The organism is Stutzerimonas stutzeri RCH2 (genome assembly GCF_000327065.1).
Classification (GTDB): Bacteria; Pseudomonadota; Gammaproteobacteria; order Pseudomonadales; family Pseudomonadaceae; genus Stutzerimonas; species Stutzerimonas stutzeri_AE.
Map to the genome: position 1 here is coordinate 4420906 of NC_019936.1, position 12863 is coordinate 4433768.

Annotated in this window: 11 protein-coding genes and 1 tRNA gene; 10 read left to right on the forward strand and 2 right to left on the reverse strand. The window is 66.4% G+C overall.

Features of this window, described 5'->3' with window-relative positions; genetic code table 11:
• Positions 1 to 49: 49 nt before the first annotated feature.
• Positions 50 to 1498 (reverse strand): NADP-dependent succinate-semialdehyde dehydrogenase, encoded by a 1449-nt coding sequence (gabD, locus tag PSEST_RS20660; protein WP_015278862.1) that lies wholly within the window; start codon positions 1496 to 1498, stop codon positions 50 to 52.
• Positions 1499 to 1811: 313 nt separating this feature from the next.
• Between gabD and PSEST_RS20665 the strand changes: the two genes are divergently transcribed.
• Positions 1812 to 2264 carry a c-type cytochrome gene (locus PSEST_RS20665; protein WP_041756833.1) on the forward strand — a complete coding sequence of 151 codons (453 nt, stop codon included), beginning with the start codon at positions 1812 to 1814 and terminating at the stop codon, positions 2262 to 2264.
• 37 nt (positions 2265 to 2301) lie between these two features.
• On the opposite strand, the gene PSEST_RS20670 is transcribed toward PSEST_RS20665, so the two are convergent.
• Positions 2302 to 3003: a cytochrome b/b6 domain-containing protein gene (locus PSEST_RS20670; RefSeq protein WP_080602190.1), complete on the reverse strand. Its 702-nt coding sequence runs from the start codon at positions 3001 to 3003 to the stop codon at positions 2302 to 2304.
• A 161-nt stretch (positions 3004 to 3164) separates the two neighbouring features.
• Here PSEST_RS20670 and PSEST_RS20675 point away from each other — a divergent pair.
• The 9 genes from PSEST_RS20675 to PSEST_RS20715 all read left to right on the forward strand — a co-directional run bounded on the left by PSEST_RS20675 (position 3165) and on the right by PSEST_RS20715 (position 12848).
• Positions 3165 to 3241 (forward strand) — tRNA-Arg (locus PSEST_RS20675).
• Between the two features lie 340 nt (positions 3242 to 3581).
• Positions 3582 to 3683: a type VI secretion protein gene (locus PSEST_RS20680; protein ID WP_373278835.1), complete on the forward strand. Its 102-nt coding sequence runs from the start codon at positions 3582 to 3584 to the stop codon at positions 3681 to 3683.
• 20 nt (positions 3684 to 3703) lie between these two features.
• Complete coding sequence (gene tagH / locus PSEST_RS20685; protein ID WP_015278866.1) at positions 3704 to 4900, forward strand: type VI secretion system-associated FHA domain protein TagH; 1197 nt, start codon at positions 3704 to 3706, stop codon at positions 4898 to 4900.
• Between the two features lie 4 nt (positions 4901 to 4904).
• On the forward strand, positions 4905 to 5387 hold the full coding sequence (tssJ, locus tag PSEST_RS20690) for a type VI secretion system lipoprotein TssJ (protein ID WP_015278867.1): 483 nt from the start codon (positions 4905 to 4907) through the stop codon (positions 5385 to 5387).
• Positions 5388 to 5389: 2 nt separating this feature from the next.
• Positions 5390 to 6721, forward strand: coding sequence for a type VI secretion system baseplate subunit TssK (gene tssK, locus PSEST_RS20695; RefSeq protein WP_015278868.1), 1332 nt, complete (start codon positions 5390 to 5392; stop codon positions 6719 to 6721).
• 5 nt (positions 6722 to 6726) lie between these two features.
• Positions 6727 to 7608 (forward strand): type IVB secretion system protein IcmH/DotU, encoded by an 882-nt coding sequence (gene icmH, locus PSEST_RS20700; RefSeq protein ID WP_015278869.1) that lies wholly within the window; start codon positions 6727 to 6729, stop codon positions 7606 to 7608.
• Position 7609: 1 nt separating this feature from the next.
• Positions 7610 to 11149: a type VI secretion system membrane subunit TssM gene (tssM, locus tag PSEST_RS20705; protein WP_015278870.1), complete on the forward strand. Its 3540-nt coding sequence runs from the start codon at positions 7610 to 7612 to the stop codon at positions 11147 to 11149.
• Positions 11149 to 11880, forward strand: a complete 732-nt coding sequence (locus PSEST_RS20710) for a PP2C family protein-serine/threonine phosphatase (protein WP_015278871.1) — start codon at positions 11149 to 11151, stop codon at positions 11878 to 11880. The genes tssM and PSEST_RS20710 overlap by 1 nt, the downstream gene beginning before the upstream one ends.
• Positions 11877 to 12848 carry a serine/threonine-protein kinase gene (locus PSEST_RS20715; RefSeq protein ID WP_015278872.1) on the forward strand — a complete coding sequence of 324 codons (972 nt, stop codon included), beginning with the start codon at positions 11877 to 11879 and terminating at the stop codon, positions 12846 to 12848. Before PSEST_RS20710 ends, PSEST_RS20715 begins: the two co-directional genes overlap by 4 nt.
• The last annotated feature ends 15 nt before the right edge of the window (positions 12849 to 12863 follow it).

A 12863-nucleotide genomic window follows, 5' to 3' on the forward strand; every position in this document is an offset into this window, starting at 1 on the left:
CGGAGGAGAACGCGACAGCCAGCCCCTGAGACCGACTGTCGCAGGGGCATCAAATGCCCATGCAGAGGTACTTGATCTCCAGGTAGTCCTCGATGCCGTACTTGGAGCCCTCGCGGCCGAGGCCGGACGACTTGACCCCGCCGAACGGCGCCACCTCGGTGGAAATCAGCCCGGTGTTGATGCCGACCATGCCGTACTCCAGCGCCTCGGCGACGCGGAACACGCGGCCCAGATCGCGCGCGTAGAAGTAGGAGGCCAGGCCGAACTCGGTGTCATTGGCCTTGGCGATCGCGTCGGCCTCGTCCTTGAAGCGGAACAGCGGCGCCAGCGGGCCGAAGGTCTCTTCCTTGGCCACCTTGGCACTGTCCGGCACGTTAACCAGCACGGTCGGCTCGAAATAGCTGCCGCCCAGCGCATGGGCCTGGCCACCTGCCACCAGCCGCGCGCCCTGGGCCACCGCGTCCTCGATATGCTCGCGGACCTTGGCGGCAGCGCGATCGTCGATCAGCGGACCGAGATCGGTACCCTCCTCCAGGCCATTGCCAACCCGCAGCTTGGCCACGGCCGCCTGGAATTTCTCGGCGAAGGTGTCGTACACGCCGTCCTGCACATAGATGCGGTTGACGCAGACGCAGGTCTGCCCGGCATTGCGGTACTTGGACTGCACGGCACCCTTCACCGCCTCGTCCAGATCGGCATCGTCGAAGACAATGAACGGCGCGTTGCCGCCGAGCTCCAGCGAGACCTTCTTGATGCCCGGCGCGCACTGCTCCATCAGCTTGGCGCCGACCTCGGTGGAGCCGGTGAAGGAGATCTTGCGTACCTTGGGGTTGGCGGTCAGCTCGTTGCCGATGTCGCCGGCCGAGCCAGTCACCACGCTGAGCACGCCCTTGGGAATGCCGGCGCGCTCGGCCAACTCGACCATCGCCAGCGCCGAGAACGGCGTCTGCGAAGCGGGCTTGATCACCATGGTGCAGCCGGCTGCGAGCGCGGGGCCGGCCTTGCGGGTGATCATCGCCGCCGGGAAATTCCACGGGGTGATCGCCGCGGTCACGCCGATCGGCTGCTTGATGACGATGATGCGTTTGTCTTTCTGGTGCCCGGGAATGGTGTCGCCGTAGATGCGCTTGGCTTCCTCGGCGAACCACTCGATGAACGAGGCGGCGTAGGCGATCTCGCCCTTGGCTTCGGCCAGTGGCTTGCCCTGCTCCAGCGTCATCAGCCGGCCGAGGTCGTCCTGGTTCTCCATCAGCAGCTCGAACCAGCGACGCAGCTTCTGCGAACGCTCCTTGGCGGTCAGATCACGCCAGGCCGGCAGCGCGCGCTCGGCGGCATCGATGGCGCGGCGGGTTTCCGCAGCGCCCATCTTCGGCACCGTGCCGAGCGTTTCGCCGGTGGCCGGGTTGTTCACGCTGATGGTCTGGCCGCTGTCGGCATCCAGCCAGGCACCATCGATATAGGCCTGCTGACGGAACAGAGCGGTGTCTTTGAGTTGCATGGCAGTCTCCTCGGGCATCGTAGCGGCAGGCCCGCTGCGGAAAGTTTGGCTGATACGACGCTCATCTGAACCGTCCTTCGCCGCCCGGTTCCTGTCGCCGCATTGCACTGCGAACGGCCATGCTAGGACCGCAGCCACTGGCCCGGCAAGCTCATGACGCATGACGTTGTCGCGCCATTGACCAGCCTGATACATCGCACGGCCTGTCACGCCTTGTTACCCAAACCCTACTACTGGCCGGGGTATAGTTGCGCGCGAGCGGCCTCGGCCGCCGATAACCAAGGATCGATAAGGAGTTACCGTGAAAGCATTGATGACAGGCGCCGTGGCCGCCGTCCTGCTGGCCAGCACTGCCGTCCAGGCGCAGATGAAACCGGAAGAGATGGTCGAAACCCGCCAGGCCGGCTACCAGTTCATGTCGTGGAACATGGGCAAGATCAAGGCCCAGGTAATCGACGGCAAGGAGCCCTACGATCAGGCCAAGGTGGCTGCGGCCGCCAATGCCATCGCCGCCATCGCCAACGCCGGCATGGGCAGCCTGTACAGCCCGGACACCACCACCGAGCAGCTGGGCAAGGCGACTCGCCTGAAGCCTGAGTTCTTCCAGAACCTCGGCGAAGCCGGGCAGATCGGTCGCAACTTCACCGCCGCCGCCAACCAGCTCGCCAAGGTGGCCGCAGAAGGCGATCAGGCCGCGATCAAGAAGGCCTTCGGCGACGTCGGCGGTAGCTGCAAGTCCTGCCACGACAAGTTCCGCGCCGACTGATCAGGCGCAGCCAGCCGACACCTGCCGGTCGGCTGGCTTACCAGTCCAGGCTGGGCGCCACCGCCGCCGGCTCAGGCCGCAGCCAATCCCCCACCGCCTGCACGCCCCAGACGCAAGCCGCTCCCAGCGCGATCGCCAGAACCGCCGCGGGCAGCGAGCCACCCCGCGCATTCTGCTGGGACGGATGCTCGCGCTGCGTCCGCCCCGCGATCATCGCCCGCACCAATGGCCGGCGCATCACCAGCGTGTAATAGATGATGGCTGCGATGTGCATGCCGATCAGCACCAGCAGCAGCCACTTCGCCTGCCGATGCAGGCCGCTCAGCGCGCTGCCGGTCTCGCTGCTGATCAACGCATGGAGCGGGCCCTGAAAGGCGATGTCATCGGTTGCCATCAATCCGCTGGTCACCTGAAAGGCCACCAGCAGCAGCATGGCCAGCACCGAGAACGCGCCGAGCGGATTGTGCCCGGCTTCGCGCCAGTTGCCCTGTAGATAGTCCTTCACGCCAACCGTGGCAGCGAAGATCCGCGACCAGCGGGCGTACGTCGAACCGACGAAGCCCCAGATCAGGCGGAACACCAGTAGCCCCAGCACCAGCAGGCCGAGCCGGCCATGCCAGGGCATCAGACTGCCGCCGACCCAGCCCGAGACGATGGCCGCGATAACCGCCCCGGCGAACAGCCAGTGAAACAGCCGCAGCGGCGCGTCCCAGAGTTTGATATGGCCCGACATCTCCATCCCCTCGCCATCCGAACACCCACGGCCCCCGGCCGCGACACGCAAGGGTACCAGCCGGCCCAGTGACAGGCAGCTGCGAAAAAGCCGCACCTGGGCGTATCCGCCCGGCCGCACCAGCATGGACGCCCGTCAACGACATGCGTATGATTGCGCCCCGCAACGCATCCGTAGCTCAGCTGGATAGAGTACTGCCCTCCGAAGGCAGGGGTCGTGGGTTCGAATCCCGCCGGATGCGCCATATATAGTCGTTTCGAGTGCCGCTCGAAGCGCTCCGCAAAAGCCCGCTCGCTGCGGGCTTTTGCGTTTCTGCAGGTCCGTCAGCGATCAGCAGATCACCTGCCAGCAACGATCGGCCGGCGCAAGGCAAACCTGCCGCGCGACGTCACCGAGCCGCCTCAACCTGACCTCACGCTCGTTTTAGACGCATCCGTCGGGTGTTCTGTGAACCCGTTCACCGAGCCTGCACGACAACTGAACTTCAATGCCTCGCTCAGGTCGCGCCATGCGCACCTTGCCCCCACACACGACTTCAAGGAGGAAATCGCGTGCCCGTGCGCTATTACGCCCTCGTTTCGCTCATCGCCGCCGCGCTGCTCGCCGGTTGCACCGGCAACTACAAATTCGACGATGACCACTATCGCCCGCTGGGTGATCCGCAAGCCTTGAATCGCGGCAAGTAACCGCAAGGAGCGACACGACCATGGAACTGGTCTTCGATATGGTGGGCGCCCAGCAATTCGTGCCCGGGCTGCTGACCACCAAAACCTTCAAGCAGGCCGGCGGCGTGATCGGCCGGGCCGAAGGCTGCGATTGGGTGATCCCCGACCGCAAGCGCGTCCTCTCCGGGCGTCACGCGGTGATCAGCTACCGCGACGGCGGCTTCTTTCTCACCGATACCAGCAGTAACGGCATCCAGCTCAAGGACAGCGGTGCCAGCCTGGTCAAGGGCCAGCCGCAGCGCATCGAGCATGGCAGCGTCTATTGCCTGGGCGACTTCGAGATCCGCGCCCGGCTGATCCAGGACCCGGCGCTGTTCGAAGGCGACATCGGCCGCCCGCAACCTGCCGGCACCATCATTCCCGACGATGCCTTCCTCGACCTCGATCCACTGGTCGCGATGGATCAGCAGGAGCGCATCTATGCCGAAGTCGACGACCTCGACCTGACGCTGGTGGCACCGCAACGCCAGGCCCAGCAGCGCGACTACGCCCGCATCGACACCGAAAGCCTGCCGCTGCCGGAGCTGGTCATGCCGCAGGTGGCAACCGAACCCAAGCGCGAACCGGAGCCCGAACGCCTGCCTCCCGGCTTCTGGCAGCGCTTCGGCGACGCGCTGGGTGTCGATCTCAAGGATATGGACGAGGACCAGCGTCAGGCGCTGGCACTGAATGCCGCGCGCCTGCTCAAGCAGAGCATCGGCGGTTTGCAGCAGAGCCTGCGCACCCGTAGCGAGCTGAAGAACGAGCTGCGCCTGGCACTGACCACCGTACAGAGCGCCGGCAACAACCCGCTCAAGCACAGCGCCGATACTGGCGAGGCCATGAGCGCCCTGCTGCGCGGTGGCAAGCCTGGCCAGCTCACGGCCGAGCAGGCCGTCGGTCGCGCCTTCCGCGACCTGCAGGCGCATCAGGTGGCACTGCTGGCCGCCAGCCGCGCAGCGGTGCAGGCGATGTTCGAACAACTGGCCCCGGAGCAGCTGGCGCTGCGTTTCGAACGCGAAGGCCGCAAACCGCTGCTCGCCACCGCCGGCAGTCGCTGGCGCGCCTATCGCCGGCTGCATCACAGCCTCGGCCAGGACGCCGACTGGAGCGAACGGCTGTTCGCCCGCGATTTCGCCAAGACCTATGAGGAGCAGGTGCGCCTGATCGCCACGCTCGATTCCACCCATCAAGGATGATCCCATGCCTCGTCGCATCACCCTGGCCATGCTGGCCTCGCTGCTCGTGCTGGGCGGCTGCTCGGCGCTGTCGCCGTACTCCAAGCTGACCAAGCTGGATCTCGAACTGCACGGCAGCGACCGTCTCAATCCCGACCTCAACGGCCGACCGTCGCCGATCGTGCTGCGCCTGCTGGAGCTCAAGCATCCGGTGGCGTTCGAGAGCGGCGACTTCTTCGCCCTCTACCAGCGGCCCAAGGAAGCCCTGGCGCCGGACCTGGTGACCTCCGAGGAACTGGAACTGCGTCCCGGCGAGAGCCGCGAGCTGAAGCTGTCGGTGCAGGACGGCAGTCGCTACGTCGGCGTGCTGGCCGCCTACCGCGACCTGCCGGAAGCCAGCTGGCGCTACGTCATCGCCGTGCCGCCGCAAGAGCGCACCCGCGTCGCCCTGAGCCTGGATGAGCGCGGCATCGCGCTGTTCGACCCGCTCGCCGAAGAAGGAAAATAAGCATGAGCCTGCACAAGGTTGTCTGGCAGGAAGGCATGCTGCTGCGTCCGCAGCACTTCCAGCAGAGCGATCGCTACTACGATCACCAACTCAAGGCGCGTACCCAGAAGCTGGGCAGCTACGCCTGGGGCTTCTTCAACCTGGAGATCGACCGCCAGTTCCTCAACATGGGCAAGCTGGTACTCAGCCAGGCCAGCGGCATCCTCCCGGACGGTACGCTGTTCGAGCTGGGCAGCGAGCGCGAGCCACTGGCGCTGGACATCCCGCCGAACACAGGCAGCACACCGGTCTATCTCGCGTTGCCGCTGGTCACCGGCAACCACATCGAGACCCGCCGGCCCGAACAGAAGGACGTGCTGGCGCGTTATACCGCCCACGAACTGGAGGTCGCCGATTCCAATGCCGGCGACAGCAGCACCAGCCAGGTGAGCACCGGCCTGCCGGATTTCCGCCTGCTGCTGGGCGAGCAGCAGAGCGACCAGGCCTACGTGAAGCTGCAGCTGTGCGAGGTACTGGACACCACGCCGGACGGGGTCATCAGCCTCGACCCCGAGTTCATCCCCACCTATGTCAACTTCCAGGCTTCCGGCTACCTGCTGTCGTGCCTGAAGGAAGTGATCAGCATGCTCGCCCACCGCGGCGACACCCTCGCCGAGCGCATCAGCGCCACCGGCAAGGTGGGTGGCGCCGAGGTCGGCGACTTCATGATGCTGCAGCTGATCAACCGTCACGAACCAGTGCTGCGCCACTACCTGGGCGTGGAGCAGGTGCATCCGGAGCAGATCTACCGCGACCTGCTTGGCCTGCTCGGCGAGCTGGCGACCTTCTCCAGCGAGAGCAAGCGCCCGCGCCTGGATGGCCGTTACCAGCACAGCGACCAGGGCGCGAGCTTCCGCAAGCTGATGGACGCGATTCGCCAGGTGTTGTCGATGGTGCTCGAACAGCATGCCATCGAGCTGCTGCTGCAGCAGCGTCAGTACGGCATCCAGGTATCGCCGCTGCATGACCACAAGCTGCTCGGCACGGCGTCTTTCGTGCTCGCCGCCAGCGCCCAGTGCGACTCGGAAACCCTGCGCACGCGGCTGCCGGCGCACCTGAAGATCGGCCCGGTGGAGCGTATCCGCCAGCTGGTCAACCTGCATCTGCCGGGCATCCGCCTCAAGCCGCTGCCGGTGGCGCCGCGGCAAATCCCCTTCCATGCCGGCAAAACCTATTTCGCCCTGGAGCTCAGCGCCGAGGACCAGGCGCAGCTGGAGCGCTCCGGCGGCTTTGCCTTCCATGTGTCCGGTGACTTCACCGGGCTCGAACTGAAATTCTGGGCGGTCAGGGACTGAGCGACATGATCAAGGAAATGGATTACGGACAGGACGACCGCACGGTCATCGTCAATCGAGCGGGAGAGACCCCGGCGCAGAGCCCGCTGACCGACTTCGACACCCCGCCGCGCTTCGAGCAGCTGGAGGAGCGGATGATCTACGCCGCGCGTCTGCGCCCGGCGGAAACCTTCAACATCAGCCTCAATCCGCTGGTAGCTGCCGCCTCGCCGCTGCTGTCGGAAGTGGTGCGCTTCAAGCACAGCCTGGAAAGCGAAGACTTGCAGGCCCTGCATGGCCAGTTGAGCAGCGCGATCAAGCTGTTCGAACATCGCGCGCTGCATGACGGCGCCGAAAGCAGCCAGGTGATGGCGGCGCGCTACGTGCTCTGCACCGTGCTCGACGAGGCCGTGGTAACCACGCCCTGGGGCAACGAGAGCGAATGGTCGCAGATGAGCCTGCTGTCCTCCTTCCACAACGAGACCTTCGGCGGCGAGAAGTTCTTCCAGCTGCTCGAGCGGCTGTCGCGCAACCCGGTCAAGCACCTGCCGATGCTCGAGCTGATGTACCTCTGCCTGTCCCTCGGCTTCGAGGGCAAGTACCGCGTGCTGCCGCGCGGCATGCTCGAACTGGAGGCCGTGCGCGACAGCCTCTACCGGCAGATCCGCCAGATGCGTGGCGACATCCCGCGCGAGCTTTCGCCGCACTGGGAAGGCCTCAAGGACACCCGCCGGCGCCTGGTGCGCATCGTGCCCTGGTGGATGGTCGCGCTGTTCACCCTGATGTGCCTCGGGGTGATCTACGGCGGTTTCGCCTGGGTGCTGGGCGAACAACGCGAGAGCGTGCTGCAACCCTATCGCTCGCTGGACATGGATGCCGGCGATTCCACCTTTTCAGGGATGAGATGAAATGAAGACGTTCTTTGGCAAGCTCGGCGCCGTACTGCGCCGGACCTGGGTCTGGAGCCTGCTGCTGGTCCTGCTGCTGGCAGTCGTGGTGTGGTTCGTCGGGCCGCTGCTGGCGGTCGACGACTACCGCTTCTGGGAAGCGTCGACCGCACGCCTGCTGAGCATCAGCGTGCTGTTTCTCGGCTGGGGCCTGGCCATGGTCTTCACCAGCTGGCGCGCCAGCGCGCGCAGGAAGCGCGACGCGGAAGACCAGGACGTTCAGGAGCAGCTGCGCCGCGACGGCCTGATCGGCGAAGAGCAACAGGAGTTGCGCCATCGTTTCAAGCAGGCGCTACGCACCCTGAAGACCTCCAGCCTCTATCGCGGGCGCAGCGAGAAATGGCGCAGCGAGCTGCCCTGGTACCTGTTGATCGGTCCGCAGGGCAGCGGCAAGACCAGCCTGCTGGACTTCTCCGGGCTGGATTTCCCACTCAACCGCAGCGAACAGCAGCGCCTGACCAAGGACGTCTCCGGCACCCGCTATGCCGACTGGTACTTCGCCGATCATGCCGTGCTGATCGACACCGCCGGCCGCTACTTGACCCAGCCCGATGCAGCTGTCGACGGCAGCGTCTGGGACACCCTGCTCGGCCTGCTGCGCAAGCGCCGCGCGCGTCCGCTCAACGGCGTGCTGGTCAACCTGCCGGTGGACCAGCTGCAAGGCGGCAGTGAACTGGAGCTGGAGAACCTGGCCCGCCAGACCCGTCAGCGCCTGCACGAGATCCATCAGCGTCTGAACGTGGACGTGCCGGTCTACCTAGTGCTGAGCAAGGCCGACCGGATTCTCGGTTTCGACGACTTCTTCGAGCAGCTGTCCCGCGAGGAAAGCGACCAGGTGCTCGGCGCGAGTTTCCGCAAGGAGCAGAACGGCAGCGATGCGCAGGTGGTGCGCCAGGAGTTCGAGGAACTGCTGCGCCGGCTGAACAGCCAGGTGATCCTGCGCATGCATCAAGAGCGCGATACACAGCGCCGTGGCCGGATCCTCGACTTCCCGCATCAGCTGGGGCAGATCGGCGAGCGCCTGAGCCTGTTCATCGAACTCGCGTTTGCCGGCAACCGCTACCAGCGTGCCAGCCAGCTGCGTGGCTTCTACCTGACCAGCGCGCCGCAGCTACGCGAAACGCTCGACCCGCTCACCGCCGGCATCGGCCGCCAGCTCGGCCTGTCCAGCAGTGCGCTGCCGACCTTCCGCAGCGGTCGTGCGCGCTTTATCAATCAGTTGCTCAGCCGGGTGATTTTCCCCGAAGCCGAACTGGCCGGCCTCGACCAGCGCGAAGTGCGCCGCATCGACTGGGGCCAGCGTGCCCTCTATGCCGGCGCCTTCGGCTGTCTGCTGCTGTTCGGCGCTGCCTGGGCTCTGAACTTCTCCGGCAACCATGAACGCCTGGAACAGCTGCGCGACATCGCCCAGCGACTCGGCAGCGAGCGCAAGACCATCGAGGCGGGAGACGAGGCACTGCGCACCCTCAAGGCTCTGGACGCGAGCTATGCGGCGACGCAGGTGTTCCCGCCGAAAGACGAGGTGTCCTGGCTGCGCCGGGGCGGCCTGTATCAGGGCGAAGCGGTCGACCCGACGCTGCACGAGGCCTACCGCCGCGATCTGGAGAACCTGCTGCTGCCACGTGTCGCCCGGCAGCTGGAAGCGCAGATTCGCGCCAACCTGAACGACCGCGAGCAGCTGCTCGGCAGCCTGCGCGCCTATCTCATGCTCAACCTGGCCGAACGCCGTGAAGCGGCCTTCCTCAAGGACTGGCTGGCCGCCGACTGGTCGCTGCGCCATTCGGGCAATGCCGTGGCGCAGCAGGGGCTCAACACACACTTTGCGCGGCTGCTGGAAGAATCCTTCGCTGCATACCAGCTGAACGACAATCTGGTGGCCAAGGCCCGCGCTCAGCTGCGCAGCGAATCGCTGGCGGCAGTGGTGTACCGCATGCTGCGCGACCAGGCACGCAACCTTCCCGACTATCGGCTGAATACGCAGCTCGGCCCGCAGGCATCCCTGTTCGTCGGCGGCGACTATACGATTCCCGGCTTCTACACCCAGCGCGGCTACCAAAAACTGTTCGTCGCCCAGGGCGCCGATCTGGTCAGCGAGATCCTGCGCGACAACTGGGTACTGGGCGAAGGCGACAGCCTCAGCGCCAAGGACCTCGGCCGTCTGCTGGTGGAAATGGAGCAGCTGTACTTCCGCGACTATGCCGCGCACTGGAGCGAAGCGATCGCCCAACTGAACATCCTCCCCGCAGGTAGTGCGGCGCAGGGTGCCGCGCAGCTCGCTGGGCTCACCGCCGCCAACTCACCGCTGCTGCAACTGCTGCTGGAAGTACGCGAGAACACCCGCTTCGCCGGTCTGGCCGAAGCGACCGCCGGGGCTGGCGAGCTGGCCGAAGCGGCGCAAGGCGCCGGCGGCAAGCTCGGCAAGGCGGCCAAGCTGGCCACCGCAGCTGCCGAGCAGGCCCAGGCAGCACTGCTGAAGAACACGCCGGACACCGCGCGCAAGACCCTGGAGCGTCGCTTTGCACCGCTGCACCAGCTGCTCGACGAAAACGGCGCGGCCGGCCCCGAGTTGAGTGCCAGTCTGCAGGCCCTCGACGCCCTGCAGCTGCAGCTGGCTTCCCTGGCCCATGCCAGCGCACCGGAACAGGCCGCCTTCGAAATGGCCAAGGCACGCATGGGCGGCCAGCGCGACGCCATCAACCAGCTGCGCAGCAGCGCTGCACGCCTGCCACAACCGGTCGGCAAGTGGCTGGGGCTGCTGGCCGAAGACAGCTGGTCGCTGGTGCTCACCGATGCCTACCACTACCTCAACCAGCGCTATCGCAACGAGCTCTACGCCAGCTACCGCGGCTCGCTGCGCGAGCGTTATCCGTTCAGCGCGCACAGCGCCAGCGACGTCGCCCTCGCCGACTTCCGCGAGTTCTTCAAGGCCCAGGGCCTGGCGGACAGCTTTTTCGAGCGCTACCTCAAGCCCTTCGTCAGCGGCAGCGCTGGCCAGTATCAACTGCGCCGGGTCGACGGTCGCGGCCTGCCGCTGTCCGAGCACTTTCTGGCGCAGATGAGCAGGGCGCAGACCATTCGCCGCAGCTTCTTCGCCGAGAACCCCAACGAGCCGCAGATCCTGTTCAAGCTCGAGCCCTATTCGCTGGATTCGAGCCTCGGTCGCGCCGACTTCCGCTTCGGCAACCAGCAGCTGGAGTATCGCCACGGGCCGATCGTGCAGACTGCGTTCCGCTGGCCGGCCGAAGCCGACGACGGTCGCACCAGCCTGGTGGTGGAAGAACTCGGCGGCCGTCGTGTCGGTATCGAGAAGAACACCGGGCCCTGGTCGCTGTTCCGCCTGATCGACCTGATGCAGGTCGACTACCACAGCGGCCGCGACGTGCTGATGCTCAAGGCCGATCTCGGCGGCCTGCGCGCCAACTACCTGCTGCACGCGCAGCGCTCGCCGAATCCGTTCGACCTCGCGCTGCTGCGCGGCTTCAAGCTGCCGGCGACGCTGTGATGGACGCAACGGCATGCAGCTGGCGCAGCGCCGCGCGCACCGACACCGGCAAGGTGCGGGCGCGCAACGAGGATGCCTTCCTCGATCTGCCGCAGGCCGGGCTCTGGGCCGTGGCGGACGGCATGGGCGGACACCAGAACGGTGCTCTGGCCAGTCGCCTGATCATCGAGCAGCTGGCCGATCTATCCACTACGGGCGATCTGCCTGAGCGGCTGCTGGCGCTGCGGCGCTGCCTGCATGAGCTGAATCGCCGGCTCAGCCAGGAACTGACGGTCACCGCCGAACGCCCCGATCCGGTGATCGGCAGCACCGTGGTCGCCCTGCTCATGGAGGGTGACCACGCCGCCTGCATCTGGGCTGGCGACAGCCGCTGCTACCTGTGGCGCAGCGGCCGTCTCTATCAGCTGTCACGCGACCACTCGCTGTTGCAGCAACTGATCGACGAGCAGCAGCTCAGCCCCGAGGTTGCCGCCAAACATCCGGCCGCTCACGCGCTGACCCGCGCCATCGGCGCCAGCGAGAAGCTGGAGCTGGATATCCTCGAGTTCGTCGTGCTGCCTGGCGACACGCTGCTGCTGTGCAGCGATGGGCTCTACCAGAGCATGTCCGCCGACGCGCTTGGCGCCGCCCTCAGTCTGCCGTCCACGCAGTTGGCGCTGGAGCGGCTGTTTCGCCAGGCGCTCAAGGGCCCGGCGCGCGACAATCTCAGTGCCGTGGTGATCCGCCGATGAATGCCCAGCCCGCCTGCGATCTCACCTATTTTGCGCTGGCGTCCACCGCGGCCACGCCGGTGCCGGTGGTGCCGAAGACACCTGCCGGCGAGCTTCCGGACGTACTCGGCGGCCGCTATCGGATCGAGCGGCTGCTCGGCGTCGGCGGAATGGGCGCGGTCTATCGAGCGCGTGACCTGCTGCGCGAACAGTTCGGCGATCCGGAACCCTACGTGGCGCTGAAGACGCTCAGCGAGGATTTCGCCGAATACCCCGATGCCAGCGCCCTGCTCTACAGCGAATACGCACTGACCACGCGCCTCAGCCACCGCCATGTGGTGCGCCTGTACAACTTCGAGATCGACCCAAGCAGCCAGCGCGCCTTCATCACCCTGGAGCTGCTCAAGGGGCCAACCCTCGACCAGCTGCTCTGCGAACGCCTACAGGGCATGCCTTGGAGCGAACTGCAGGGCATCGCGTTACCCCTGCTGGAAGCGCTGACCTACTCCCATAGCTTGGGCGTACTGCATGGCGACCTGAAACCGAGCAACGTGATGCTCGCCGATGACGGCCTGCGACTGTTCGACTATGGCCTCGGCCAGCCGCTGGAAGGCCTGCTGCCCGGTCTGCCGCGCCTGTGCCGCACGCGCTTCGCCGCCTGGACACCGCGTTATGCCGCGCTGGAACTGCTCGACGGTGGCGAGCTGACCGCCAGCGCCGACATCTACGCACTGGCCTGCGTGCTCTATGAACTGGCCAGTGGCAGCCACCCTTATCGCCGGCTCAGCGCCCGCCAGGCCAAGGCGATGGAGCTGGATCGCACCCTGCAACGGCCGCCGCAGCTGCCCGCGCATTGCTGGCCGGCGCTGCGTCTGGCGCTGGCATTCGACGAAGCGCAGCGCAGCATCGATGCGGCGGGCCTGTTGCACGCCTTCAGCCGCCCCGCACCGAACCGTTGGCAGCGCTGGTTCGGCCACTCCCACGGATGACATCAGGACAAGGAC

Coding starts and splice junctions, on each gene's coding strand:
- gabD (WP_015278862.1), bottom strand. CDS start 1,498: ATGCAACTCAAAGACACCGCTCTGTTCCGTCAGCAGGCCTATATCGAT.
- PSEST_RS20665 (WP_041756833.1), top strand. CDS start 1,812: ATGACAGGCGCCGTGGCCGCCGTCCTGCTGGCCAGCACTGCCGTCCAG.
- PSEST_RS20670 (WP_080602190.1), bottom strand. CDS start 3,003: ATGGAGATGTCGGGCCATATCAAACTCTGGGACGCGCCGCTGCGGCTG.
- tagH (WP_015278866.1), top strand. CDS start 3,704: ATGGAACTGGTCTTCGATATGGTGGGCGCCCAGCAATTCGTGCCCGGG.
- tssJ (WP_015278867.1), top strand. CDS start 4,905: ATGCCTCGTCGCATCACCCTGGCCATGCTGGCCTCGCTGCTCGTGCTG.
- tssK (WP_015278868.1), top strand. CDS start 5,390: ATGAGCCTGCACAAGGTTGTCTGGCAGGAAGGCATGCTGCTGCGTCCG.
- icmH (WP_015278869.1), top strand. CDS start 6,727: ATGATCAAGGAAATGGATTACGGACAGGACGACCGCACGGTCATCGTC.
- tssM (WP_015278870.1), top strand. CDS start 7,610: ATGAAGACGTTCTTTGGCAAGCTCGGCGCCGTACTGCGCCGGACCTGG.
- PSEST_RS20710 (WP_015278871.1), top strand. CDS start 11,149: ATGGACGCAACGGCATGCAGCTGGCGCAGCGCCGCGCGCACCGACACC.
- PSEST_RS20715 (WP_015278872.1), top strand. CDS start 11,877: ATGAATGCCCAGCCCGCCTGCGATCTCACCTATTTTGCGCTGGCGTCC.